26 protein-coding genes and 1 other annotated feature are annotated in these 26220 nt (G+C 47.1%); of the genes, 22 read left to right on the top strand and 4 right to left on the bottom strand.

The window, feature by feature from the left end:
* Positions 1-196 precede the first annotated feature (196 nt).
* The 4 genes from DXB18_RS16895 to DXB18_RS14665 are packed head-to-tail and all read left to right on the top strand — an operon-like array spanning position 197 to position 2565.
* Positions 197-514: an AAA family ATPase gene (locus DXB18_RS16895; RefSeq protein WP_347560903.1), complete on the top strand. Its 318-nt coding sequence runs from the start codon at positions 197-199 to the stop codon at positions 512-514.
* Complete coding sequence (locus tag DXB18_RS16890; RefSeq protein ID WP_347560902.1) at positions 511-1020, top strand: hypothetical protein; 510 nt, start codon at positions 511-513, stop codon at positions 1018-1020. Before DXB18_RS16895 ends, DXB18_RS16890 begins: the two co-directional genes overlap by 4 nt.
* 8 nt (positions 1021-1028) lie before the next feature.
* Positions 1029-1964: a DUF1848 domain-containing protein gene (locus DXB18_RS14670; RefSeq protein WP_118708653.1), complete on the top strand. Its 936-nt coding sequence runs from the start codon at positions 1029-1031 to the stop codon at positions 1962-1964.
* Between the two features lie 16 nt (positions 1965-1980).
* Entirely contained in the window at positions 1981-2565 is a 585-nt protein-coding gene (locus DXB18_RS14665) for an NUDIX hydrolase (protein WP_118708651.1), read from the top strand.
* Positions 2566-2700: 135 nt separating this feature from the next.
* Here DXB18_RS14665 and DXB18_RS14660 read toward each other — a convergent pair whose 3' ends face one another.
* The gene (locus tag DXB18_RS14660) at positions 2701-3384 is read right to left on the bottom strand and encodes a FadR/GntR family transcriptional regulator (protein WP_118540892.1); all 684 of its coding nucleotides are present in this window, start codon (positions 3382-3384) and stop codon (positions 2701-2703) included.
* A gap of 262 nt (positions 3385-3646) precedes the next feature.
* Between DXB18_RS14660 and ilvD the strand changes: the two genes are divergently transcribed.
* On the top strand, positions 3647-5392 hold the full coding sequence (gene ilvD, locus DXB18_RS14655) for a dihydroxy-acid dehydratase (protein WP_118708649.1): 1746 nt from the start codon (positions 3647-3649) through the stop codon (positions 5390-5392).
* 55 nt (positions 5393-5447) lie between these two features.
* Here the strand turns inward: ilvD and DXB18_RS14650 are convergent, their stop codons facing one another.
* The gene (locus tag DXB18_RS14650; protein WP_118708647.1) at positions 5448-5933 is read right to left on the bottom strand and encodes an HD domain-containing protein; all 486 of its coding nucleotides are present in this window, start codon (positions 5931-5933) and stop codon (positions 5448-5450) included.
* Positions 5934-6121: 188 nt separating this feature from the next.
* Between DXB18_RS14650 and DXB18_RS14645 the strand changes: the two genes are divergently transcribed.
* Entirely contained in the window at positions 6122-7693 is a 1572-nt protein-coding gene (locus DXB18_RS14645; protein ID WP_118540886.1) for an AAA family ATPase, read from the top strand.
* 73 nt (positions 7694-7766) lie between these two features.
* Here DXB18_RS14645 and DXB18_RS14640 read toward each other — a convergent pair whose 3' ends face one another.
* A complete protein-coding gene (locus tag DXB18_RS14640; RefSeq protein WP_118708645.1) occupies positions 7767-9512 on the bottom strand; it encodes an NFACT RNA binding domain-containing protein in 1746 nt (581 codons plus the stop codon).
* Between the two features lie 319 nt (positions 9513-9831).
* On the opposite strand from DXB18_RS14640, the gene DXB18_RS14635 reads away from it, so the two are divergent.
* From DXB18_RS14635 to DXB18_RS14580, 12 genes are all read left to right on the top strand, one after another.
* Positions 9832-10644, top strand: a complete 813-nt coding sequence (locus DXB18_RS14635) for an AraC family transcriptional regulator (RefSeq protein ID WP_118708643.1) — start codon at positions 9832-9834, stop codon at positions 10642-10644.
* Entirely contained in the window at positions 10596-11489 is an 894-nt protein-coding gene (locus DXB18_RS14630; RefSeq protein WP_118708641.1) for a cation:dicarboxylase symporter family transporter, read from the top strand. The genes DXB18_RS14635 and DXB18_RS14630 overlap by 49 nt, the downstream gene beginning before the upstream one ends.
* Before the next feature lie 72 nt (positions 11490-11561).
* Positions 11562-11867, top strand: coding sequence for a DUF4491 family protein (locus DXB18_RS14625; RefSeq protein ID WP_118540877.1), 306 nt, complete (start codon positions 11562-11564; stop codon positions 11865-11867).
* 241 nt (positions 11868-12108) lie between these two features.
* The gene (locus tag DXB18_RS14620) at positions 12109-12987 is read left to right on the top strand and encodes a YicC/YloC family endoribonuclease (RefSeq protein ID WP_118708639.1); all 879 of its coding nucleotides are present in this window, start codon (positions 12109-12111) and stop codon (positions 12985-12987) included.
* An 89-nt stretch (positions 12988-13076) separates the two neighbouring features.
* Complete coding sequence (gmk, locus tag DXB18_RS14615; RefSeq protein WP_118540873.1) at positions 13077-13700, top strand: guanylate kinase; 624 nt, start codon at positions 13077-13079, stop codon at positions 13698-13700.
* A gap of 94 nt (positions 13701-13794) precedes the next feature.
* Complete coding sequence (gene rpoZ / locus DXB18_RS14610) at positions 13795-14106, top strand: DNA-directed RNA polymerase subunit omega (protein WP_118540871.1); 312 nt, start codon at positions 13795-13797, stop codon at positions 14104-14106.
* A 153-nt stretch (positions 14107-14259) separates the two neighbouring features.
* Positions 14260-15600: a 30S ribosomal protein S12 methylthiotransferase RimO gene (rimO, locus tag DXB18_RS14605; RefSeq protein ID WP_118708637.1), complete on the top strand. Its 1341-nt coding sequence runs from the start codon at positions 14260-14262 to the stop codon at positions 15598-15600.
* Positions 15584-16126: a CDP-diacylglycerol--glycerol-3-phosphate 3-phosphatidyltransferase gene (gene pgsA, locus DXB18_RS14600; protein WP_118708635.1), complete on the top strand. Its 543-nt coding sequence runs from the start codon at positions 15584-15586 to the stop codon at positions 16124-16126. The genes rimO and pgsA overlap by 17 nt, the downstream gene beginning before the upstream one ends.
* Positions 16127-17374 (top strand): competence/damage-inducible protein A, encoded by a 1248-nt coding sequence (locus DXB18_RS14595; RefSeq protein ID WP_118708633.1) that lies wholly within the window; start codon positions 16127-16129, stop codon positions 17372-17374. It begins immediately after the preceding gene.
* Between the two features lie 101 nt (positions 17375-17475).
* Positions 17476-17799, top strand: coding sequence for a hypothetical protein (locus tag DXB18_RS14590; RefSeq protein WP_182430603.1), 324 nt, complete (start codon positions 17476-17478; stop codon positions 17797-17799).
* The gene (locus tag DXB18_RS14585; protein ID WP_118708631.1) at positions 17796-18809 is read left to right on the top strand and encodes a DUF2953 domain-containing protein; all 1014 of its coding nucleotides are present in this window, start codon (positions 17796-17798) and stop codon (positions 18807-18809) included. Before DXB18_RS14590 ends, DXB18_RS14585 begins: the two co-directional genes overlap by 4 nt.
* 36 nt (positions 18810-18845) lie before the next feature.
* Complete coding sequence (locus DXB18_RS14580; RefSeq protein ID WP_118708629.1) at positions 18846-19292, top strand: GerW family sporulation protein; 447 nt, start codon at positions 18846-18848, stop codon at positions 19290-19292.
* 490 nt (positions 19293-19782) lie between these two features.
* On the opposite strand, the gene rpmB is transcribed toward DXB18_RS14580, so the two are convergent.
* The gene (gene rpmB, locus DXB18_RS14575; protein WP_118533668.1) at positions 19783-19968 is read right to left on the bottom strand and encodes a 50S ribosomal protein L28; all 186 of its coding nucleotides are present in this window, start codon (positions 19966-19968) and stop codon (positions 19783-19785) included.
* Between the two features lie 292 nt (positions 19969-20260).
* On the opposite strand from rpmB, the gene DXB18_RS14570 reads away from it, so the two are divergent.
* The 4 genes from DXB18_RS14570 to DXB18_RS14555 all read left to right on the top strand — a co-directional run bounded on the left by DXB18_RS14570 (position 20261) and on the right by DXB18_RS14555 (position 26163).
* Positions 20261-20617, top strand: coding sequence for an Asp23/Gls24 family envelope stress response protein (locus DXB18_RS14570; protein WP_118540859.1), 357 nt, complete (start codon positions 20261-20263; stop codon positions 20615-20617).
* 13 nt (positions 20618-20630) lie between these two features.
* On the top strand, positions 20631-22328 hold the full coding sequence (locus DXB18_RS14565; protein WP_118540857.1) for a DAK2 domain-containing protein: 1698 nt from the start codon (positions 20631-20633) through the stop codon (positions 22326-22328).
* 131 nt (positions 22329-22459) lie between these two features.
* Positions 22460-24532 carry an ATP-dependent DNA helicase RecG gene (recG, locus tag DXB18_RS14560; RefSeq protein WP_118708627.1) on the top strand — a complete coding sequence of 691 codons (2073 nt, stop codon included), beginning with the start codon at positions 22460-22462 and terminating at the stop codon, positions 24530-24532.
* 108 nt (positions 24533-24640) lie between these two features.
* Positions 24641-24903, top strand: a binding site (T-box leader).
* A gap of 168 nt (positions 24904-25071) precedes the next feature.
* Complete coding sequence (locus tag DXB18_RS14555; RefSeq protein WP_118540853.1) at positions 25072-26163, top strand: ABC transporter substrate-binding protein; 1092 nt, start codon at positions 25072-25074, stop codon at positions 26161-26163.
* Positions 26164-26220: the final 57 nt, after the last annotated feature.

The raw sequence follows: 26220 nt of genomic DNA, 5'->3' as shown, positions 1-26220 counted from the left end.
TGTGCAAGAGTAAACTCCACCGCCCTTTGGAGAAGTGGAATTTAAATTTTCATTTTAGGTTTATATTCCATGAGTATTTTTGAGGTTTCAAGTTGCGCGGATTTTTGGTATACTGAAAGCAGAAAGTTCGCCCAAGGCAATGGGAAAACGTTACCATAGCAGCTACGAAAAATCTGGTCTTTGTAGGTGCTGATTGATGGGGACTTTTGTAAATCCTGGAAATGGGGCATTTCAGGTAGCATTAAATTCAGAAATTTATGTAGATAAGACAGACTTATTAAAATTTACCAATAAAGTAATGAATACCTTACAGGGATACATCTGCAACAGCCGCCCGCGCCGCTTTGGCAAGTCTATTACTGCAAATATGTTAACTGCGTATTATAGTTGTGGTTGTGACTCAAAAGAAATGTTTACAGATCTGACTATTAGCAAAGATCCAGATTTTGAAAAGGTAAAGCTTTGGTACGATGGATATTTGCTCGGAAATGAGCAGGTTTATAGATCGAAATGATTGCAGGAAGTTCTGTGGAGGTTCAGACTGGAACGTTCCAGAATGATGCGGTGAACTTTGCCAATAAAGATGATGTGCTGACTTATCTGATTCATCTGGGATATCTGGCTTATGATACGAATACGGAGAGAGCTTTTGTACCAAATGAAGAAATACGCCAGGAACTGATTCGGGCAACGAAGCGGAAAACGTGGAATGAATTTTTAGATTTTCAAAGAGAATCGAGTATGCTGTTGGATGCAACATTGGACATGGATGCAGAAACTGTGGCAGCACAGATCGAAAAAATCCACATGGAATATGCTTCAGTGATCCAGTATCACAATGAAAATTCGCTGAGTAGTGTACTTACGATTGCATATCTGAGTGCGATGCAGCAGATTCGGGACAAACGTTATCCGGATTCTATTAAGGCTTATACGGGTGAAATCCTTTTTGTGGCGGTCAACTATGACAGGAAAACAAAAACGCATCAGTGCCTGATTGAAAAATATGAGAAATTGTGAGGCATCTTATGATTATACAAACTGGAATGAGAACAGACATTCCGGCATTTTACAGCGAATGGTTTCTCAACCGGTTAAACGCTGGATATGTTCTGGTACGAAACCCATACAACGAGAACCAGGTGACAAGATACAGCCTGTCGCCGGATGTGGTCGATCTGATCGCGTTCTGCACAAAGAATCCGGCGCCGATGCTGCCGCACATGGATGCATTAAAACCATATGGGCAATACTGGTTTGTAACGATCACGGCTTATGGAACTGACATCGAACCGCATGTACCGTGCAAAGAGGCCGTGATGGAAGATTTCAAACGACTGTCAGAATGCGTGAGCGTGGACAGCATCGGCTGGCGGTACGATCCTGTTTTTCTCGATGAGGAACACACGGTGGCATGGCATATCTCTGAATTCGAAAAGATGGCAAGGACACTGGCTGGTTACACAAAAACCTGTGTAATCAGCTTCCTTGATCTTTACCGGAAAGTAGAGCGGAATTTCCCGGAAGCCAGGAATGTCCCCCAAAAAGACCGGATCGCGATCGGAAAAGAACTGATCCGGATTGCGGCGCAGTACGGAATGACGGTCAGACCCTGTGCTGAGGGAACGGAACTGACAACGTATGGGGCTGACTGTTCGGGCTGTATGACGATCCAGACCTTTGAGACGGCGTTGCATGCCAGTCTGGATGTGCCGAAGAAATATCAGAACCTGAAAAACCGGAACTGCGGATGCATGCTCACCGCGGATATTGGAGCTTATGATACCTGTGCACATCTGTGCCGTTACTGTTATGCCAATTCCAATCTGGCACTGGTACGGGAAAACAGGAAAAAACATGATCCGAACTCCCCGTTTCTGATCGGACATGCGATGCCGGGAGATGTGATTCATGAGGCAGAACAAAGAAGCTGGATTGACCGGCAGTTGAAACTGGAATGGTAGAGGAGGGGTTTGAAGAATGGATCGAAAGGAATTGATTAGCAAAATAAAGAAATATCAACCCTTCAATGAGCAGGAAGAGATGGATAAGGCGCTCATATTGAATTGGATTGAAACACAGGAAAATGCATTCTCAAGGGAAAACACGGTGGCGCACATGACGGCTTCGGCTTGGGTGGTGAACAAAGAACGGAGTAAGGTCCTGATGATATACCACAATATTTACAACTCCTGGTCCTGGTTGGGCGGGCATGCAGATGGCGAGACAGATCTGCTTGCCGTTGCAGTCCGGGAAGTGAAGGAAGAAGCCGGAATCACGAATGTCCGCCCTGTGTCCGATGAAATCTTTTCCCTGGAGTCCCTTACGGTAGACGGACACGTAAAAAAGGGACGTTATGTATCCAGCCATCTGCACCTGAATGTAACCTATCTGCTGGAAGCAGATTCTGAAGAAGCTGTTTCGGTAAAGGCGGATGAGAACAGTGGTGTGGCATGGTTTACACCAGGAGAAGCTCTGAAAAAATCCACAGAGCCCTGGTTTGTAGAGCATGTATATGGGAAGCTTGTGAAAAAACTGAAGAACGAAGAAAAATATCAGAAATAAAGTCAGCCCAATCCTTTTTATGAACAAAAGGGTTGGGCTGTCTGCTATGCTTCCGGCTTCAACGAATCCGTTTGCGTAAAGCCAGGCACGGAGACTTTTCCGCATCAAACGATTTATCTGCAGGGCAGAAGATTTTTATGAAGAAAGATTCTGGATTGCCTTCCGGTTATAGACCAGATGCAGATACATGGCATCCTGTGCACGGAGCGGATCGTGGGCAGAAATCGCATCGGCGATTTCCCGGTGGGTTTCTATGGTTTCCGTATAGAGAGAATTTTCGGTTGTTTTTACAAAAAGAGGGATGGAACTGTTGATTACGGGAATGAGTCTTGGCACAACTAAATTTTTGCTGCTGAGTGCGATGGCAGTGTGAAACTCGATATCCTTTTGCGTGTGGTCCTTCTGTGCTGTCAACAGGTCCTCCACCTCATCGCACAGCCGGTTGATCTTTGTAATGTCAGTGTCATCTGCATGCGCGGCTGCCATGGCTGCAATGGAAGGTTCTAAGAGAAAGCGGACTTCCAACAGGTCGTGGATCAGCTTCTTTTTGTCTCCGATAAAGAGAAAACCAAGCGGATCCTCTACCATTCCGGGAGAAGTTGCAATGTAGGTACCGGATCCCTGGCGAATCGTAACAATATTTCGGGAGGCAAGCAGTTTCATGGCTTCACGGATGGAACTTCGCCCTGCATTCAGACGGTTAGAAAGAACCGTCTCATTAGGAAGTTTATCTCCAGGCTGTAGGTTTTCCTCCAGAATCAGTGAAATGATATCTTCAGATATTTTTTGCGGAAGATTTTTTTCTTCGAGATTCGTCATATGATTACTCCATTTCTGATCTTTTCGTTGCTGCGATTTCTAATCTTATTTATGATATCTTTTTTTTAATTCCATGTCAAAATGTTATTGTGCACGAAAACAAGAACGAAACTTTGGATATAATTACGGATTGCATAATTGAAGTTCAGCGTATATGATAAAAACATCAGATGATTTTGAAAGAGATAAGAACAAAATGAGTATTATGGAATCAATATAAATAAATAGGTCTGATGTATTTTGAATAAACGGGAGGAACAATATGAAACTAATCAGTCAGGAAATGAGAAAGCTTGCACCGGAATTGGACCCGCTTCGGATTGGGACAGGATGGAAAAAAGAAGATCTCGGCAAAGTTCAGATCATGGTTGAAAGCACCTACGGAGACAGTCACCCGGGCAGCGGACATTTAAACCAGCTTGTGGAGGAGGTGCGAAAAGGGATTGCAGAGGAAGGTGGATTTGGAGCCCGCTATTATTGTACGGATATCTGCGATGGAGAAAGCCAGGGTACGGATGGCATCAATTACAGTCTTGCCAGCCGTGAAATGATCGCAAATATGATTGAGATTCATGCCAATGCCACGCCGTTTGACGGGGCGGTATATCTTTCCAGCTGTGACAAGGGTGTACCTGGAAATCTGATCGGACTTGCCAGAGTGAATATTCCGTCCGTATTTGTGCCGGGCGGAACCATGAGTGCTGGTCCGGATATGCTGACCCTGGAGCAGCTTGGCATGTACAGCGCAAAATACGAACGTGGTGAAATCGATGAAGCAACGCTCGACTGGGCAAAATGCAATGCCTGTCCGAGCTGCGGAGCCTGCTCCTTTATCGGGACCGCTTCTTCCATGCAGATCATGGCAGAGGCATTGGGGCTAGCGCTTCCGGGCACTGCACTTATGCCTTCCACCAGTCCGGATCTGCTTTCTTTCGCAAGAGAAGCAGGACGCCAGGCTGTAAGACTTGCGAAGATGGAGCATATGCGCCCGTCGGATCTTGTGACCATGGACAGTTTTGAAAATGCGATCCTTGTGCATGCCGCGATTTCCGGAAGTACCAACTGCCTACTCCATATTCCTGCCATTGCGCACGAACTTGGTTTTGAAATTACGGGAGAAACCTTTGACCGGCTGCACCGAAATGCGAGATATCTTCTGGATATCCGTCCGGCAGGACACTGGCCGGCAGAATGCTTTTACTATGCAGGCGGAGTTCCGGCTATTATGGAAGAAATCAAAGAACATCTGCATCTGGATGCAAGGACCGTTACTGGAAAGACACTGGGAGAGAATCTGGAAGAACTGAAACACAATGGTTTTTACGAGACGTGTGCGAAGTGGCTTCAGAAATTTAACGAGCGCTATCATACAGAACTGAAAAAAGAAGATATCATCCGTCCGTATGAGCATGCGATCGGAACCGACGGAAGCATTGCCGTACTTCGCGGCAATCTTGCACCGGAAGGCGCAGTCATCAAGCATACGGCATGTCCGAAAGAAATGTTTCGTTCGGTACTTCGTGCAAGACCGTTTGACAGTGAAGAAGAATGCCTGGATGCGGTATTGAAGCACAAAGTGCAAAAAGGAGATGCGGTGTTTATTCGTTATGAGGGACCAAAAGGAAGCGGAATGCCGGAGATGTTTTATACATCGGAGGCAATCAGCAGTGATCCGGAGCTTGGCAGGAGCATTGCCCTGATCACGGACGGTCGTTTTTCCGGCGCATCGACCGGACCGGTGATCGGACATTGCAGTCCGGAGGCTGTAGATGGAGGTCCTATCGCGTTGGTAGAAGAGGGAGATCTGATCGAAATTGATGTGATGGAACGGAAGCTGAACATCATCGGTGTTGCAGGAGAACGAAAATCGATGGAAGAAATCGATGCAATCCTTGCAAAACGCCGGGCAAACTGGAAACCGAGAGAACGGAAATACAAAAAGGGTGTTTTGCGTCTGTTCAGCGAGCATGCGGCAAGCCCGATGAAAGGTGCTTATCTGGAATATTGACGTACGAAAGCCCCATCTTTTGAGAAATGAAAAAGATGGGGCTTTGACTTTGCGATCAGCGAAGCAGTTTGTGGAAAGCCGGGCGCAGGGTTTCTTTCATAGCGCACCATTTGTCTGCCAGGCAGACCAGCCAGGCTTCCCTGCATCCTGGGGGAATGGGAGTAAGCGGAAACATGTGGCGTGCAATCATGTTTTCCTCCCGCTTATTGAGCTTGTAGTCACGAAGCGCATTTCGCAGCGCTGTGTTCGGATGATGAAAGCCGTGGAGACGGTGCGATGCATCGTTTTCGTGCCAGTCGTACAAAAAATAATCATGCAGCAGAGCGCCCTTTACGAGGGAAACTTCATCCAGCGGAATGTGCCATTTTTCCATGAGGAAGAGGCTGACATACGCAACGTGAATGCTGTGCTGGTAGATGGTCGTGCAGCCATGCTGCATGGCTTCTTTTTCTTCATAAAATCTTCCCTCGTGCGCAAGCTCCCGGATGGTGTCAGCCAGCAGCTTTTGCCGTCTTGGGGACAAAGAATTTCCTGTTTTCATGTGGTGCGGATCACCTCGTAAATTGATTTTGGCAACTGTTTCTGGTATATCCGTAAACAGTTACATGTTTCTTCGTTTTGTATTATACTGATTTTTATAAAAAATGCAATGAGGGGCAGATTGGCATTTCGGAAAAATAGAAAATGAAGTATAATGGAGATAATGAAGCAGAAATCAGGAGGACGCAGATGGGAAATTATTTGAATCCAGACAGCAGCAAATTTGAAGAAGCTGTGAATTCGGATATTTACGTTGATAAGACAGGGTTACTGGCTTACACCAATTCTGTTTTGCATACGATGCAGAAATATATTTGCATCAGCCGTCCGCGACGTTTTGGAAAATCCACTGCGGCAAATATGCTGACGGCATACTATAGCCGTGGATGCGACGCGGAGAAACTGTTTTCACAATTTGAGATTGCAAAAGATCCTGGATTCAAAAAACATCTGAATCAGTACAATACGATTTCGGTTAACATGCAGGAAATTTTAAGCAGAAGCCACAGCATTCATGAACTGACCGAGCGCTTCAGTAAGCTGGTTATCCGTGATCTGAAGCAGGAATACCCGGATGTGGACTATTTTGACGATACAGACATGATCGAATGCATGCAGGATGTGTATTCCCAGAAAAAACAGGCTTTTATCGTGATTCTGGATGAATGGGACTGTATTTTCCGGGAGTACAAGGAAGATAAAAAAGCACAGGAAAAGTATCTCGATTTCTTAAGAGATTTCTTAAAAGATAAAGCTTATATTCATCTTGCGTATATGACAGGAATCCTTCCGATCAAGAAGTACGGAACGCATTCGGCGTTAAATATGTTTGATGAATTTTCCATGATCAATCCGGGACCGTTGGCAAAGTATGTTGGCTTTACAGAAGATGAAGTGAAAAAGCTTTGCAAACAGTTTCAGATGGACATGGCAGAAATAAAATGCTGGTATGATGGCTATTCTTTTGAAAAAAACATTTCGATTTACAGTCCACGCTCTGTTGTAAGTGCTATGCGCTTTCGAAAAATAGGAAATTACTGGAATCAGACGGAAACGTTCGAAGCACTGAGAATCTATATTGACATGAACTTCGAAGGATTGAAGGATGATGTGTTAAGCATGATCGCTGGAAATGCGGTTCCCGTCAATATAGGAAATTTCTCGAATGATATGTCAACTTTTCATTCGGAGGACGATGTCCTGACACTTTTGATTCATTTGGGATATGTTTCTTATGATTATGACAGCAGGACAGTCAAAATTCCAAATGAAGAGGTGCGGGCAGAGTATGTGAACAGTGTATCCGCGTCGGCATGGGGTGAAGTATCCAAGTCGTTAAAAAATTCGGCAGATACGCTGGAAGCCATCTGGCAAAAGAGACCAAAGCAGGTGGCAGAGGCAATCAGTCAGGCTCATTTTGAGACATCACATATTCAGTACAATGATGAAAATGCACTGAGTTACACGATTTCACTTGCCCTGTATGCGGCGAGAAATTTTTATGTCACTTACAGAGAGTTTGCAGGTGGAAAAGGGTTTGCAGATCTTGTGTTTGTGCCAAGAAAAAAATTTCCGGAAAAACCGGCAATGGTGGTGGAATTGAAGTGGGATAAAGATGCGGCTGGTGCGATCGCCCAGATCAAAAAGAAAGAATATTGCAGGAGTTTAGAAGAATACAGAGGAAATGTACTGCTGGTTGGTATCAATTACAGCAGAAAAACAAAAGTTCATGAATGTATCATTGAGGAATGCGAAATGTAATCAAGAAAAGCCGTCCGAGGGTTCGAAACCTGGACGGCTTTTTGCGTAGCAATCATCTTTTATGCAACTGTTTTTATCCGGTCACTTCTGGCAGCACCAGCTTCGGCTCTGCCATCAGGGAGTAATTGGTATGATAAATGACAAATCCAGGAGCGCCTCCGGCGGCTTTTTTCACGTGTTTTCGTTGGATATAGTCGATCTCGACCTTATCGTTGTCCCGGCCTTTGGAGTACCAGGCAGCCAGTGCAGCAGCTTCTTCAAAGGTGCGGTCCGGCAGCTCTTTTCCTTCGGTGCGGACCACAACATGGGATCCCGGAATGCCTTTGGCGTGAAACCACCAGTCGTTGCCGTTTGCAATCTTGAAGGTAACTTCCTCATTCTGGTAGTTGTTTTTTCCAACATAAATATCGAAGCCGTCGGTGGAGCGGTAGTGGTACGGGCGGCTGGTGATCTTCGGCTTTTTCGCTCCGTACGGGCGCTTTTTCACAAAGCCAAATTCCATCAGCTCTTCCTTGATCTGCACCAGATCGTCTTCTTTCAATGCGATATCCAGAGCCGTGCTGATGGATTCCAGGTGATCGATTTCCTGTTTTGTTTCCAAAGTCAGGTCGCTTAACGCTTCGTAAGTACGTTTTAATTTATTGTACTTGGCGAAGAATTTCTGGGAGTTCTCCTGGGCGGAAAGCTGCGGGTCCAACGGAATTTTGACTTCCTCATTGGTGTAATAATTCAGGCATTTCAGTTCTTTTTCCCCGCCTTTTAACTCGTATCCGTAGGTGTTTAACAGTTCGCCGTATACCTTATATTTGTCACGCTTTTCCGTATCCTTTAACTGCTTTTCCTGCAGGTCATATTTCTTGTAGTTCCGCTCTAAGGCAGTCTGGACGATCTTACGGAGATCGACCGATTTCTGGCGGATGCGGGTAACGGCGTTTTTCTCGGAATAGTAGCAGTCTAACAGATGGCTGATCGAGTCAAACTTCTTTTCCTGGTAATCGCCGGATTCATAGCAGGTCAGCGGGACAGAGGCAAATTCGACCGGTTCCTCGCCGCGGTAGATGATGTTCGGTGTGAAAGTTCCGGTTTTGACATCGTCCATCAGCAGTGTGAACATGTGGTACAAATGGGTCAGTTCTGCCGGAGTCAGTTCGTTAGCAGAGCGGTCACCGTCCACAGAAGCCATGTGGCAGATCTCCGTGCCGATGATCGGGCTGATGCCGGTGAGCTTCTGGTACAAGGCTTTCTGCACCGGAGCCGGGGTGGAACCGATCACACGGACAAAGTTCTCCTCCGAAATGGTAAGCGGGTCTTCCTTGTCTGTGGTGTGCGGGATGAAATACATCCGGCCTGGCAGTACCTCGCGCACAGAGCTGACCTGTGCAGAAACGTGTTTGATACTGTCTAAGATCGTGCCGTCTTCCTTGCAGAAGATGATATTGCTGTGCTTGCCCATCAGTTCCACGATGAGGCGTTTTCGCTGAAGGTCGCCAAGCTCATCTAAGTGCTCAATCTTCAATTCGATGATACGCTCCAGTCCCGGCTGGGAGACCTCAACGATGCGGCCGGTTCCGATGTGCTTGCGCAGCAGCATGCAGAAGTTCGGTGCGGTCAGGGGACTTGGTTTGTTCGTCTCTGTAAAATAGACCAGCGGCAGACTTGCGCTGGCGGAAATGGAGAGACGCAGGGTTTCCTTATTATTTTTTACCGTGAACAAAAGCTCATCTTTTTCCGGCTGGGCGATCTTGTTGATCTTGCCGCCCTCCAGTTTGTTGCGGATATCATGAACCAGGTTCGCGATTACGATTCCATCAAATGCCATATTAAATATAAAACTCCTTTCCATATAAAATGGAACTTGCCCCGTGCCGAAAACAGGGGCAGTTACGATTCTTCCAATTATACAGGAAGAAAACGAAATTTACAAGTTAGCGTTCAAAGACAGAGATTTTCAATTCAGAACCCCAAATTTCTGGGCACGCATGCGGGAACACCAGCTTTACAAGAACGTGGAAGTGGGGTGAAAAATTACAAATTGAGGTATTTCAGGCAGCATGATATAATCGAAAAAATGAAAGAAAAGATCCGAAAAATATAAAAATCTGGATTTATGATATATTTGTGAGTATGGAGGAAGGATAATGGAAAAATACGATTTCAAATATGAAACGAATGGGCAGACACGTATACAGCTCAGCGTAATAAAAGGCAGTTCTTATCGTTATCTGTGGCATGAAGAATTGGAACTTATGGCGGTTCTTTCCGGTGAACTGGAATATTTTGCCAGTCAGAAATCATACCATTTAAAGGCTGGTGACATGCTCTTTTTTCCTTCCAATTGCGGACATTCTATCATTTCCAGGGAAGCGGAAAACCGGACGCTCAGTCTGAAACTTCATCCCAGAGTGCTTACGGAGTGGGGCGTTTACGGTACATCAGAAACGCAGGCTATTTATATACCGGCAGAAACATCAGACTGCCTTATGAGGTACCGGGAGTGGATCGTGGACATCTATGAATGTTTCAAAAAACAAACTCCTGTCCGGTATAAAATGGCAGAATCCCTGGCGTGCCTTTTATTTGTTGATCTTTTGGAGCGACACGGACGGCTGGAAACAGAAAAAGCAGCAGATGTGGGAGGCGGAAACAGGAATCAGTATATGCCCCAGATCGATGCCTATATCCGGGAACATCTGACGGAAAACATTTCGTTGACCCAGCTGGCTGCACATGTGGGATATAACAAAACATATCTCAGCGGACAGTTTCGGCAATGGTTCGGCTTCCGGCTGTCTGATTATGTGAAACAAATGCGGCTTCAAAAAGCAATTCCGCTTCTGGAAGAACAGAAAAAGACCATTCTTGAGATTGCACTTGCGTTCTGGGAAACAGCAGTGATGCTGCCATGTCAGAAATCAATTTTGGAGATCATATCGTTGGAATGTTTACCGTAAGCGACTTTCCGGATCTTCTCTCCAGAAGTCATGTGCTCCCGCTGATCATCTTTGCGGTATTTCCTGGAAGTACGGTTTCCGCAATGGGGGATGAGGGAAAGCCAATTGCGGAAGGTCTTACTAAGATTGCATCCGTATTTTACAAAATGATCGGCATTCTGATGAAAGCAGCTCCGATTGGTTTGGCTGCGTATTTTGCAGATTTAACCGGTACCTATGGATCTTCTCTTATGGGAACCTATTTCCATGCGATCATCATGTATTACCCGACGTTGTTTTTGTATATGCTGGTGTTCTTTACGCTGTATACGTTTTTTGCAGGTGGAACGAAGGGGGGAAAAGCGTATTTTAAAAACATTCTGACTCCGGCTTTAACTGCACTGGGAACCAGAAGTTCTGCAGCAGCGATTCCGGGGCAGATGGAGGCATGCGACCGGATCGGAGTTCCGCGGGAAGTCAGCTCGGTTGTGATCCCGATGGGGGCAACCTGCCATATGGATGGTTCCTGCATGAGCAGTATTTTCAAAATTACGGTAATGTGCTATGTGTTTAACCGTCCACTGAATGGAATTTCAGATATTGCATTTGCATTTTTTGTGGCAGTATGCAGTTCCGTAGCCATGTCTTCCGTACCGGGAGGCGGAGCCATTGCGGAAACCATGATCATTTCCCTGTTTGGATTTCTGGTAGAAGGGTTACCGATCTGTATCATGCTGTCACAGCTGTGCGATGCGGCAACCACACTGGTAAACTCCAGTGGAGATACAGCAGCTTCCATGGTGGTTACCAGACTGCTGTACGGAAAAGACTGGTTGGAACAAAATTTATCTGGAAAACAGGAATGATGTATGGTATTCTAAATAGGATTTTTGTTTTAGTAAGATGAATCAATTACTAGGAAGAAAGAGGAAGTCAGCATGCATATCGGAGGATTGCTCGTTGGAATTTTTACATTTCTGATCATTGGAGCGTTTCACGGAGTTGTCGTGAAGACGGAATATTATTTCAGTAAGCGGGTATGGCCGGTTTTTCTGATACTTGGAATCTTTTTTCTGGTACTTTCCCTGCGGATTGCAAATACAGCAGCAGGAAGTATTGTGGCAGTACTTGGCGTGACGTTTCTCTGGAGTATTAAGGAGCTTTTCGAGCAGGAGGAGCGGGTGAAGAAAGGATGGTTCCCGGCAAATCCGAAACGGAAACAGAAAGATACCGATGCGTTTTGAGAGATTCCGGTATCAGTATCATAGGAAAAAGGTTTTTGAACCTGGCAGCATAACAGGAAAAAAGAAAAATGTCTTCTGACCAGATATGGAACAGATATCTGGCTTGAAGGCATTTTTTGATGTTCCATGCGGTCAAAAGGATGTCAAAACGAATTTCCGAATTTGAAATGCGAAGCCGTTGACTTGTTTTTCCATTTGAATTATAATGTAAGTTATCTATGGCAAAGGAGCAGACCACATCATGATAAAAAGCATGACCGGATTTGGTCGCTGCGAGATCGTTACCGCGGAATATAAAATCTCCGTAGAGATCAAGGCAGTCAACCACCGTTATCTTGACTTAAGCATCAAGCTGCCGAAAAAGTTCAACTATTTTGAGGCAGGCATCCGCAATCTGCTGAAGACTTACATTCAGCGTGGAAAAGTGGATGTATTTATCAACTACGAAGACTACACAGAAGAGAAAATGTGCTTAAAGTACAACAGTTCCCTTGCTGCGGAATATATGAACTGCTTCAAACAGATGGAAGAGCAGTTTGGCATCAAAAACGACATCACCGTGTCCGGACTTGCCAGCATGCCGGAGGTTCTGGTTATGGATCAGGTTGCGGAAGATGAGGACAAGATCTGGCAGGAACTTTCCGAGGCTGTGGAGGAGGCTGCAAAGAAATTTGTAGATTCCCGTGTTCAGGAAGGCGAAAAGTTAAAGACGGACCTGCTTGGCAAACTTGACTACATGGGCAGCCTTGTTGCTTTTATCGAGGAGCGTTCTCCGGTTATTTTAACAGAGTACCGCCAGAAACTGGAAGACAAGGTGAAGGAGCTTCTTGGCAGCACCCAGCTAGACGAGGGGCGCATTGCAACAGAGGTTACCATCTACGCGGACAAGATCTGTGTCGATGAGGAGATGGTCCGTCTTCACAGCCACATTGATGCGACCAGAAAGGAACTGGAAGCAGGCGGAAGCGTGGGAAGAAAACTGGACTTTATCGCCCAGGAGATGAACCGTGAGGCCAATACCACACTTTCCAAATCGAGTGATCTGGAAATCTGTGACAAGGCAATCGCCTTAAAGACAGAGATTGAAAAAGTCAGAGAGCAGATTCAGAATATTGAATGATATCAGGACCAAAAGGATTGTGAGAGCATGCAGTGTGAAACAATCTGGTATCATCCATCATGGAATAAGATAAGAATCGAGGATTGAGTATGAGCCGTAAGGGAATTTTAGCGGTTGTTTCCGGCTTTTCGGGAGCAGGAAAAGGAACTTTGATGAAAGCACTGCTTTCAGGGTATGCAGACCAGTATGCTTTATCCATTTCCGCGACCACACGCGGACCGCGTGAGGGCGAAGTGGACGGCAGAGAGTATTTCTTCAAGACAAAAGAGCAGTTTGAGCAGATGATCGCAGAAGACGCGCTGATCGAACATGCCTGCTATGTGGGAAACTACTACGGAACCCCGAAGAGCTATGTCATGGAGCAGCTGGAAGCCGGTAAAAATGTTATTTTGGAGATTGAAATCCAGGGTGCGCTTGCAGTCAAAGAGAAATTCCCGGACACTCTGCTTTTGTTTGTGACTCCGCCAAGCGCTGCGGAACTGGAGCACAGACTGCGCGGTCGCGGAACTGAGACCGAAGAGGTGATTAAAAACCGCTTAAAACGTGCCGTGGAAGAAGCTGAGTACATGGACCGTTACGATTACATTCTGGTAAATGACGATCTGGAAACTTGCGTAAAGGAAATGCATGAGCTGATCCAGGCGCAGCGTCACAAAACCTCCCAGAACCAGGAGTTCATCGCAGAAATGAAAGAGGATTTAAAGCAGTTTTAATCAGTGAAAACTGTTTTTATCATAGAGTTTTACCGTTTCTATCCGGTAAAAATTTTAAAAGAAAACAAGATATCCCCCAGAAAGGAGTTTTATTATGTTACATCCATCTTATACAGATTTGATCAATGCAGTAAACAGCGAGGTTGAGCCGGGCGAGCAGCCAGTGGTACAGAGCCGTTATTCTATCGTGCTGGCAACTTCCAAGCGTGCAAGACAGATCATCGGAGGCGCTGAGCCGCTGATCGCAAAATCCGCAGGCAAGAAGCCGCTTTCCATCGCTGTGCAGGAGCTTTACGAGGGTAAGGTAAAGATCCTTGGTGAGAACGACGAGGATGAAGATGAGGTAAAAGCAGTAGAAGCTGCACCGGCAGAGGCAGTAGAAGCTGCAGAAAGTACCGAAGAGTAAGAATTTTGTCTGGAGACATTTTTCTCCGGAAAGCAGAAACAATGGCAGAAAACGGAAAACGAATTTTGCCGCGTAATACACAAAAAGAAAGGAGAAAGCCGTCTCATCGCACATGGAGATGGCTTTTTCCATAAAAACAGGAGTTATGAATTTATGAAAATATTATGTGTTTCCCTTGGCTGTGACAAAAACCTGGTCGATACCGAGATGATGCTCGGTCTTTTAAACCGGGATGGCCATACCTTCACGGACGATGAAAACGAGGCAGATATCATTGTGGTCAATACCTGCTGCTTCATCAATGATGCGAAGGAAGAGAGTGTCAATACCATTCTGGAGATGGCAGAGCTGAAAAAGACTGGAAAGTGCAAGGCACTGATCGTGACGGGATGCATGGCGCAGCGTTACAAACAGGAAATTCTCGATGAGATCCCGGAGGTGGATGGCATCCTTGGTACTTCTACTTACGATGAAATTTCAAACGTATTAAAGCAGGCACTTGGCGGAGAAGAGCATATAAGCTGTTTCCACGATTTAAACGCACTTCCGGAGGTTGAGACCGAGCGTGTCATTACGACTGGCGGATATTATGCGTTCTTAAAGATCGCAGAGGGCTGCGACAAGCACTGCACTTACTGCATCATCCCGAGCCTGCGCGGCAATTATCGCAGTGTGCCGATGGAACGTCTGTTAAAAGAGGCAAACCAGCTGGCTGACCAGGGCGTACGGGAACTGATCCTGGTGGCTCAGGAGACAACTCTTTACGGTGTTGATCTTTATGGAAAGAAAATGCTTCCGGAATTGCTTCACAAGCTGGCAGAGATTCCGGGCATCTACTGGATCCGCATTCAGTACTGCTATCCGGAGGAAATCACCGATGAGCTGATCGAGGCGATCCGCACCGAAGAAAAGGTCTGCCATTACCTGGATGTCCCGATCCAGCATGCGAGCGACCGCATCTTAAAGCGCATGGGACGCCGCACCAACCAGGCACAGCTTCGCGAGATCATTGGAAAGCTTCGCGCGGCAGTTCCGGATATCGCACTCCGCACCACGATGATCGCTGGTTTCCCGGGTGAGACCCAGGAAGACCATGAAGAGGTTATGCGATTTGTCGATGAGATGGAGTTTGAGCGTCTGGGTGTATTTACCTATTCTGCGGAAGAGGATACTCCGGCAGCTACCTTCCCGGACCAGATCCCGGAGGAAGTGAAAGAGGAGCGCCGTGACGAGATCATGGAACTGCAGCAGGAGATCGCTTTTGAAAAGTCTGAGTCTATGGTTGGACGTGTCCTGGATGTCATGATCGAGGGCAAGGTGGCCGATGAAGCTGCTTATGTGGGAAGAACCTACATGGATGCCCCGAATGTAGATGGATATATCTTTGTTAACAGTGGTGAACTTTTCATGTCCGGCGATTTTGTCCGGGTGAAGGTAACCGGTTCCAACGATTACGATCTGATCGGGGAGGTATACGATGAATCTGCCGAATAAACTGACGGTCATGCGGGTGATCATGATCCCGTTTTTTGTGATCAGCCTTCTTGCCTTTCATGGGGAAGTGCGTTTGCTCCGCAATCTTGCAGCGGCGATTTTTATCGTTGCGAGTCTGACCGATATGCTGGACGGAAAAATTGCCCGCAAGTACAATCTTGTTACGAACTTTGGAAAATTTATGGATCCGTTAGCGGATAAGCTGCTGGTCTGCTCTGCACTGATCTGTCTCATTGAACTGGGACAGCTTCCGGCGTGGATGGTCATCATCATCGTCAGCCGTGAATTTATCATCAGCGGGTTCCGCCTGATCGCGGCAGAGCAGGGCATTGTGATCGCTGCCAGCTACTGGGGCAAGTTTAAGACCACATTCCAGATGATCGCAGTCATTTTGATGATCGTGAATCTTCCGGTCCTGTATTTCTTAACGGTGATCTGCACCTGGGCTGCACTGGTGCTGACTGTCGTGTCGCTGGTTGATTATATTGCAAAGAATCATAAAGTGCTTACAGAGGGGGCAATCTAAATGGTAGTGGAACTGATTTCAGTCGGTACAGAGCTTTTACTTGGAAACATTGTAAATACCAATACCCAGTTTCTGGCAGAAAAATGTGCGCTTCTTGGCCTGACCATGTACCATCAGGTGACGGTGGGAGATAACCATGACCGTCTGGCGGAGGTGATCCGGACTGCGTTAAAGCGCTCGGATGTCATCATCCTGACCGGAGGCCTTGGACCAACGGAAGATGACCTGACTAAAGAGGTCTGCGCGGAGGTTATGGGATTTCCATTAGTGGAGGATCCGCACACCAGAGAGCGGATCGAGGAGTATTTCAAAAATAATATTTATAAGGTGATTTCAGAAAACAACTGGAAACAGGCGATCATTCCGGCCGGATGCATCGTCCTGGACAATGACAATGGAACGGCTCCCGGTCTGATCCTGGAGAAATACGGCAAGTCTGCGATCCTGCTTCCGGGACCGCCGAATGAGCTGTATCCGCTGTTTATGAATCAGGTTTATCCGTATTTACAGAAGCTTCAGCCGGAGGTGATCCGTTCCCAGATGGTAAAAATCTGCGGAGTCGGTGAGAGTCAGGTAGAAGATAAACTGCTGGATCTGATCGATAAGCAGAAGAATCCGACCATTGCAACCTATGCAAAGACTGGGGAGGTCCACATCCGCGTTACCGCAAAGGCAGTAAATGAGGAAGATGCCAAGAAATTGGTAAAACCGGTTGTAAAAGAAATCAAAAACCGTTTTGGTGACTGCGTTTACTCAACCAAGGAAGAAGAGACGCTGGAGCAGGCAGTAGTAAAGTTACTGAAAAAGTATGAACTGACCGTGACGACAGCAGAATCCTGCACCGGTGGACTGCTTGCAGGCCGCATCATCAATGTGCCGGGCGCATCTGAGGTGTATAACGAAGGCTTTATCACTTACTCAAACAAAGCAAAACGCAAATATCTGGATGTCAGCAAGAGCACGCTCAAAAAATATGGTGCAGTCAGCGAACAGACAGCACGGGAGATGGCAACCGGTGGTGTGTTTGCAACCGATTCCGATGCCTGTGTAGCCGTGACTGGTCTGGCAGGTCCGGATGGCGGAACCGAGGAAAAACCGGTTGGTCTGGTTTACATTGCGACCTACATGAAAGACAAAGTCAGCGTCGAGAAATACCAGTTTAAGGGCAACCGGGAGAAAATCCGGGAACAGGCGGTTGTAAAAGGACTGGATCTGTTACGCCGTTCCATTCTGGATAATTACCGGTAATATGTTAGCGCCGGACAGGAAATGACAGCCTGTTTCTTCGGAACACAGATGTGCAAACAAATCGTGCGGACGCGGAAACAGCGCAGTGCAGGAGGGATGCTATGCAGTGGTACGATCATTTATATGTGGGGAAGAAGGCACGCCGGCATCGCTATGCGATCATCCAGGGAATCCGGGAGGAAAAGCTGCAACCGGAGGTTTATGTGATTACATCCCCGCAAAATGGAGAAAATCTCTGTGATATCTATCCTTCTGCGATACTTCTTACCCCGGCAGAAAAGAAAAAAGAGCGCAAGATCCTGGGCATTGCCGTTACATACTGGGAAGCGCTGGAGGTAGTCCGCAGGATGGTAGATGATCTGTATCAGAAAACAGGAGAGGTATCGGCGGCATCCTTTGCCCGCTTTACAGGAAATGATGTATGATAGCGATTGTACTGGGAATCTTAAAACTGATCGGCATTCTGATTCTGATCGTACTGGGTCTGGTCCTGGCAGTCATTTTCAGCGTGCTGTTTGTGCCGGTCCGGTACCGGGCAGAGGGAAGCTGTCATGAATCCCTGAAGGGGAAGGCTTCCATAAGCTGGTTTCTTCACCTTATTTCGTTGACGGCTTCCTATGACGGAGACCTGCATGTGGATTTTCGGATCCTTTGGTTTCATCCGGGCCGGGAAAAGCCAGAGAAAGAAACAGCGGGAGAAATGCTGGAAGAAAACTCCCCACAAGTTCCAGAAGAAAATTCAGAAAAAACTCTGGAAGAGAACGTGGCTTCTGCGAATACGAATCCGGAAGAACAAAAAAAGGATTCCGGGCAGGAATTGAAAGAACGGGTAGAGGCTGCGGAAGTGACGAAAACAGAACCGGATTTGCCGGATGTCCCAAAAGAAAACGAAACAGCATATTCTACGGAGAATGCTGGGAAAACAACGGAGCCCGAACAGAAAACAAAAGAGCATAAGTCGCGTCTGTCCATTCTGATGGAACGATTCCGCCGCTTCTGGATTAGCTGGAAAAAACGAATTTGCAGCATCCCCAGGAAGCTGCAAAGATTTGTGAAAAAGTTGAAACAAGGCAAACAACAGTGGGATGCCATCTGGAACTTTCTTCAGGACGAAGAAAATAAAGCGGCGTTTTGCCTGGCAAAGAAACAGATCTTTGGAATCATCCGGCATGTTTTGCCGCGGAAGATGGCAGGAAAACTTCGGTTCGGCTTCGGGGATCCGTATAGGACCGGACAGGTCCTTACCTGGATCAGTCCGTTTTACCCTCTGTATGGCCGGACAGTTCAGGTGACACCGGATTTTCTGGAAACCTGTCTGGAGGGAGAATTGAAACTGAAAGGACGTATCCGGCTTGCGACGCTTTTGTTTTTTGTATTCCGGATGCTTCAGAATAAAAATATCCGTTTATGGATTAAAAAATGGCGGGAGGCGTAAAGAAACAGCGCGCATTCCAAAAAGGAGGACAATACGATGGCAGAGAATCAATTTGTTTCAACAGTAGAAGCCCTGTTTAAGGGAATGGATCAGTTTGTGACAACCAAGACGGTGGTGGGAGATGCTGTAAAAGTAGATGATGCCATTATTCTGCCGTTAGTCGATGTGACCTGCGGTATGGCAGCGGGTTCTTTTGCGGATAACGCAAAGCACAATGGCGGAGGAGGCATGAGTGCCAAGATGAGCCCCAGCGCTGTCCTTGTGATCCAGAACGGTGTGACCAAGCTGGTCAACATCAAACAGCAGGATGCGGTGACCAAGGTTCTGGATATGGTTCCGGATTTTGTGAATAAATTTGTCGGTGGAAAACAGGAAACACCGGAGGTGTCAGAAAAGACGATGGAGACTGCCAATGAGATGGCAGCTGCACAGGAAACTTCTGCCAAAGAGGAAGAAAATAAAAATGAAGTTCAGGCGGAGTAAAAATCAGGAGAGAACAACCCTGCTGTCTGAAAATGTCTGTCGGAATTTCGTGTAAAAGACAATATGATAAGCCCTGGTTCATACCTTATGGAATCTGGCATATACTGATAAGGAAGAGCGGTTACTGTCTGCAAGGCATAGTTGCTGTTTGCATAATGCGTGTACAGCAGCCATATTTGCTGTGCAGACGGCAGCTATATCTTATCAGGAGGCCGCCATGAGGCGTGTTCTGGGGCTTATGCTTTTTTGTTTTGGAATCGGAATGACGCTTCTTTTGTTCATTCCGGAGACACTGTCGACGCTGATTTTTATTATCGGGTGTCTGACTTTGGGATATTATCTGTTCTGTTGCTAGATTGCAAAGGAAAACTACAAAAAGAACCGTTTTCGGAAGATGTATGTACAGAAGAGGGTGAAAAGAAAAAGCTGACAGAATGAACAACGAAAAAGAGGACATGTCAAACGACATGTCCTCAGCATTCAGTTCCAATTATGCTCTTTCAACTAAGCCAGAACGTAAGCAAGAAGTACATACATACATCTTCTTAGCTCCTCCATTAACTTTAACCTTAACGGATTTAACGTTTGCTTTCCAGATCGCATTGGATCTTCTATGGGAGTGGCTCACGTTATTTCCGAAGTGAGCAGCCTTTTCACAGATTGCACATTTAGCCATGATTGCACCTCCTTAACCGGTACTTGGTCCCGTAAGGAACCACAACATAAAGTATGATAGCAGAAAGTCATGGTTTTGGCAAGTGAAATTTTACATTTTTTTGAGAAAATATTTTTTATTTGTTCGATTTCCTGTTTTCGAGAAAACTCGTCATGGACAGCGGGAAAGATATATGGTATGATTAATTAGTTAAATCATGCCCTTTTTTATCCGGGCATTCAGAAAAATCATGTTGCCGGGCACGTATGTGTGAACAGCAACCATAAATTCAGATAGATATGGAGGGGTTTCTATGAAAGGACGCATCAACAACAAACTGGGCGAGATTCAGATTAGCTCCGATGTGATCGCCATGTATGCAGGCATGACGGCGGTAGAGTGTTTTGGTATTGTTGGTATGGCAGCTGTCAGCATGAAAGACGGTCTGGTTAAGTTGTTAAAGCGTGAGAGTCTGACTCACGGAATTACCGTAGAGGTGAAGGACAACCATATTTCCATCGATTTCCATGTGATCGTGGCTTATGGTGTCAGCATCTGCGCAGTATCTGACAATCTGATCGCAAGCGTAAAATACAAAGTAGAAGAATTCACCGGCATGGAAGTTGACAAGATCAACATTTATGTAGAAGGTGTACGAGTTATCGATTAAGGAGGACCTGACGGTGAGTGTAAAGGTAATTGACGCCCGTCTGATGCAGAAGGCATTTTTAGCCGGAGCAAAGGGATTAGAAGCAAAAAAAGAGTGGATCAACGAGTTAAACGTATTTCCGGTACCGGACGGTGACACCGGAACCAACATGACCATGACGATCATGTCCGCTGCAAGGGAAGTGGCAGCTGTACAGGAGCCGACCATGGATTCCCTGGCAAAAGCGATTTCCTCCGGTTCCCTGCGCGGTGCGAGAGGAAACTCTGGTGTAATCTTATCCCAGCTGTTCCGTGGATTTACCAAAGAGATCAAAGGAAAAGATGTAGTCGATGTAAAAACACTGGCCCAGGCATTTGTCCATGCAACAGAGACGGCCTATAAGGCAGTTATGAAGCCGAAAGAGGGTACCATCCTTACGGTGGCCAAGGGCATGGCAGATAAGGCTGTGGAAGTAGCAGAAGAGACAGAAGATGTTCTGGAATTTGGCGAGAAAGTCATCGAGCATGGTGACTATGTACTGAGCCAGACTCCGGAGATGCTTCCGGTCTTGAAGCAGGCTGGTGTGGTAGATTCCGGCGGACAGGGTCTGATGCAAGTATTGAAGGGCGCATTTGATGGTCTGAGCGGCAAAGAGGTCGATATCACCGTTCCGGGCGCAAAGGCAGCTGTGAACGTGCAGACAGAAGCGAAAGGCGCAGCAGCAACCGATATCGATACCGCACACATTAAGTATGGCTATTGTACGGAGTTTATCATCAATCTGGAAAAACATTACGACGAAAATAGCGAGCATGAGTTCAAGGCATATCTGGAATCCATTGGCGACTCCATCGTAGTCGTTTCTGACGATGATATCGTAAAGGTTCACGTTCACACGAACGATCCGGGTCTTGCAATCCAGAAAGCACTGACCTTTGGTTCCCTTTCCCGCATGAAGATCGACAACATGCGCGAAGAGCACCAGGAGCGTGTCATTCAGGATGCTGAGCGCAAGGCAGCAGAGCAGAAAGCGGAGGAAGAGCAGAAAGAGACTGCAAAAGCTGAGCCGAGAAAACCGTATGGTTTCATTGCCGTATCCGTAGGCGAGGGTCTGGGCGAGATCTTTAAGGGCATTGGTGCAGATTACCTGATCGAGGGCGGTCAGACCATGAACCCGAGCACCGAGGACATGGTGAATGCCATCGAGCATGTAAATGCTGACACGGTTTATATTCTGCCGAATAACAAGAATATCATTCTGGCTGCAGAACAGGCAAAATATCTGGTTGCGGACAAGCAGATCATTGTGGTTCCGTCCAAGACGGTTCCGCAGGGAATCACGGCCCTCATCAACTTCATCCCGGACCAGACTCCGGAAGAAAATCTGGAGACCATGGTAGAGGAGATGGGGCGTGTGAAGACCGGTCAGATCACCTACGCCGTACGCAATACCGTGATCGATGACATGGAGATCCACGAGGGTGATATCATGGGAATCGGTGATCATGGCATGCTGGCAGTTGGTACCGATCTGGAGAAGACTACCGAGGATACTTTAAAGGCGATGCTGGATGAGGATTCTGAGCTGGTTACCGTTTACTATGGAAGTGATGTCACTGCAGAGGACGCAGAGGCTCTGATCGAAAAACTTCAGGCAAGCTGCCCGGATGTGGAGATTGAGCTTCAGGAGGGCGGTCAGCCGATCTATTATTATCTGATTTCCGTTGAGTAGTCAGAACAGGAACAACGCACAGCCGGAAGGAAAATCTAGGGTGTAAAGCGAATCTATAAGGGGAGTTGTCTTTGCGGATAACTCTCCTTTTATTTCAGAAATTAGGATCACAGAATGAGGAGAAGTGAACCATGAATCAGCAGCCGATTACAAGTCTGAAAGGAATCGGAGAAAAAACAGCAAAATTATTTTCCAAACTGGGTGTGGAAACAGTAGAAGAACTTTTGCATGACTATCCGCGTGCCTATGATGCCTATGAAGAGCCGGTTCCGATCGGAAACCTCCGGGAAAAAGGCGTGTTTGCGGTATCTGGGCAGCTGATGAAAACACCATCCGTGCGCCGCTTTAAAAATATTCAGGTCATCATTACGGATGTGCGGGATATGACGGGAACCCTGCAGCTGACCTGGTATAACATGGCGTATCTGCACAATGTCCTGCAGATGGGGCAGATTCTGGTATTTCGTGGCCGTGTGGTCAAAAAAAACGGGCGGCTGACCATGGAACAGCCGGAAGTATTCACACCGGAGCAGTACCGGGGCGTCATGCATTCCATGCAGCCGGTGTATGGACAGACAAAAGGGCTGGGCAATAAGGCAATCACCCGTGCGGTGCAGCAGGCTCTTTTGCAGCGGCAGATGGAGCGTGAGTATCTTCCGGAAGAACTTCGCAGCCGCTATGAACTGGCGGAATATAATTATGCCATTGAGCATATTCATTTTCCGGCAGATAAAAAAGAATTGCTGTTTGCCAGAAAGCGCCTGGTGTTTGATGAGTTTTTGTTCTTCCTGCTTTCGGTGCGCCGGTTAAAGGAAAAACGTCAGGATCTAAAGAGCCGCTATATCATCTCAAGATCGTCTGAGGTTGACCGGCTTTTGGCATCCCTGCCTTATGAACTGACCGGCGCCCAGAAAAAAGTGCTGGAGGAAGTGCGGAAGGATCTGGAGAGCGGTCTGGTCATGAACCGGCTGGTGCAGGGCGATGTGGGATCCGGCAAGACCATTGTGGCGGTGCTGGCATTATTAGAGACTGCCATGAACGGATGCCAGGGAGCCATGATGGTACCGACTGAGGTACTGGCAAAGCAGCATTACGAATCAATCACGGAACTGTTTGAAACGTATGGCATTGAGAAACAGGTGGTTCTGGTTACCGGGTCCATGACGGCAAAGGAAAAACGTCTGGCCTACGAGAAAATAGCGTCTCATGAGGCGGATATCATCGTGGGAACCCATGCACTGATCCAGGAGAAAGTTCATTACGACCGTCTTGCCCTGGTCATTACCGACGAGCAGCACCGGTTTGGTGTGGGCCAGCGGGAAGCTTTGGGAAACAAGGGAAATGAAACGGACCCGGAGCTGACACCTCATGTGCTGGTCATGAGTGCGACTCCGATTCCACGGACACTTGCCATCATTCTTTATGGAGATCTGGACATTTCCATCATCGATGAGATGCCTGCGGAGCGTCTGCCCATTAAAAACTGTGTGGTAGATACCGGTTACCGTGACAAAGCTTATAAGTTTATTGCCCGCGAGGTGGCAGCCGGACGCCAGGCGTATGTGATCTGTCCGATGGTAGAGGAGAGCGAACTGATCGAGGCGGAAAATGTACTAGATTACACAAAAATTTTGCGGGAAAAGCTTCCGGCTGGCATTACCGTAGAGTATCTGCACGGCAAAATGAAAGGCAAAGAAAAGAATCAGATCATGGAGCGGTTTGCGTCCGGTGAGATTCAGGTGCTGGTTTCCACCACCGTTGTGGAGGTCGGTGTGAACGTGCCAAACGCAACGGTCATGATGATTGAAAATGCGGAACGTTTTGGACTGGCACAGCTTCACCAGCTGCGCGGACGCGTGGGCCGGGGTGCCCACCAGTCTTACTGTATCATGGTCAACTGCTCGGACCAGGACGGAACGCAGGAACGCCTGAATATTTTAAACCGCTCCAACGACGGCTTTTATATCGCTTCCGAGGATCTAAAACTGCGCGGTCCCGGCGATTTTTTTGGCGTGCGTCAGAGCGGTGACATGGAATTTAAAATTGCGGATATCTTTACGGATGCAAATTTATTAAAAACCGTATCCGAAGAAGTAAATCGTATCCTGAAACAGGATCCAAATCTGGAGAGCGAAGAATATCAGCCACTGAAAGAACGGTTGGATATTTATCTGAGTAAGAGCTACGACAAACTAAATCTATAGCGTAGCCAGTAGCGTAGACTGTTGCAGGCTGGTTCCCGTCGGACTGTATTGTCAGAAAAAAAGTAGTTGACAAATCCGAATTCGCGCATTATGATAAGTACCAACAAAGACAAACCGATGAGAAAGAGGAGTAAGCACTTCGCTGATATCACAGAGAGCTGCAGGTGGTGGGATTGCAGTATGGAAGGGATTGCTGAATGGACTTTCGAGGGCAGATCTGAAACCAGGGAAAACGAAAACATTCGTAAGACATGGGAGTAGGGACTGACGGAAACCGCAACCGTTACCTGGCGGCGTATATGTTAGTATACGGGTGAGTGGGTGCAAACCAATTTGAGTGGTACCGCGGATTAAGTGAATTCGTCTCAAATACAGAATGAAATCTGTATTTGGGACTTTTTTATTTTCCGGAAAGTGCGTCCTATGAAACTTTCAGGAAATACGATCCGGGAAAACACTTAGCAGGAACAGGCATCCGGCCTAAGGGTTGTCCTTGTAAAAAACAATGAAAAACCAGAACAGGCAAGGAGGATTTGATTATGAAAAAAAGTGTGAAAGTTATGGCAGCAGCAATGGCAGCAATGATGGCACTGGCAGGATGCGGCAGCAAGACCGCTGAGACAACTGCAGCAGATACCAAGGCAGCAGAAACCACGACACAGGCAGCAGAGGAAAGCAGTGCGGATGCAGCAGAGGCACCGGAAGTTGCAGAGGGTGAGTATACCGTAGGTATCGGACAGTTCGCAGAGCATGGTTCCCTGGATAACTGCCGCACCGGCTTTTTACAGGGCCTTGCAGATGAGGGAATCGTAGAGGGCAAGAACCTGACCGTCCTGTATGAAAACGCACAGGCAGACGGCGGAACCGCAAGCCAGATCATGAACAACTTTATTTCCAAGAAAGCCGATCTGATCTGTGCCATTGCAACCCCGATCGCGCAGAGTGCATACAGCGCAGCAAAAGATGCAGACATCCCGGTTATCTATACCGCAGTAACGGATCCGGTACTGGCAGAGCTTGCCAATGCAGATGGAACCCCGGTTGGTGAGATCACCGGTACCAGCGATAAACTTCCGGTAGAGAGCCAGTTAAAGATGATCCGCACCATGCTTCCGGATGCAAAGACCATCGGTATCATGTACAGCACCAGCGAGATCAATTCCGTTTCCGCAATTGAGGAATACAAGAAAGCAGCTCCGGAGTATGGCTTTGAGATCGTAGAGAGCGGCATTTCTTCCACGGCAGACATTCCGCTGGCAGCAGATGCACTGGTTGAGAAGGTTGACTGCATCAACAACTTAACCGATAACACCGTAGTCAGCTCCCTTCCGGTCATCCTGGATAAGGCTGCAAAGAAGAACATCCCGGTATTCGGAAGCGAGATCGAGCAGGTTAAGATTGGCTGTCTGGCAGCCGTCGGACTGGATTACGTCAGCCTTGGCGAGCAGACCGGCAAGATGGCAGCAAAGGTATTAAAGGGCGAGAAGAAAGCAAGCGAGATGAACTTTGAAGTCATTGAAGAGGCTGCTTTCTACGGCAACAACAAGGTGGCTGAAAACCTTGGCATCACCATTCCGGCAGAGCTTTCTGATAATGCGGCAGCACTGTTCGATGAAATCACAACAAACTAGGATGCAGAACATAACGGGGCAGACTCATCATCACACAAAGCAGGGCTGCCCCGTCCT

Source organism: Clostridium sp. OM02-18AC, assembly GCF_003481825.1.
Lineage (GTDB): Bacteria > Bacillota > Clostridia > Lachnospirales > Lachnospiraceae > Brotaphodocola.
The sequence above is the reverse complement of the archived record's forward strand: the minus strand, read 5'-3'. Positions and strand labels throughout refer to the sequence as shown.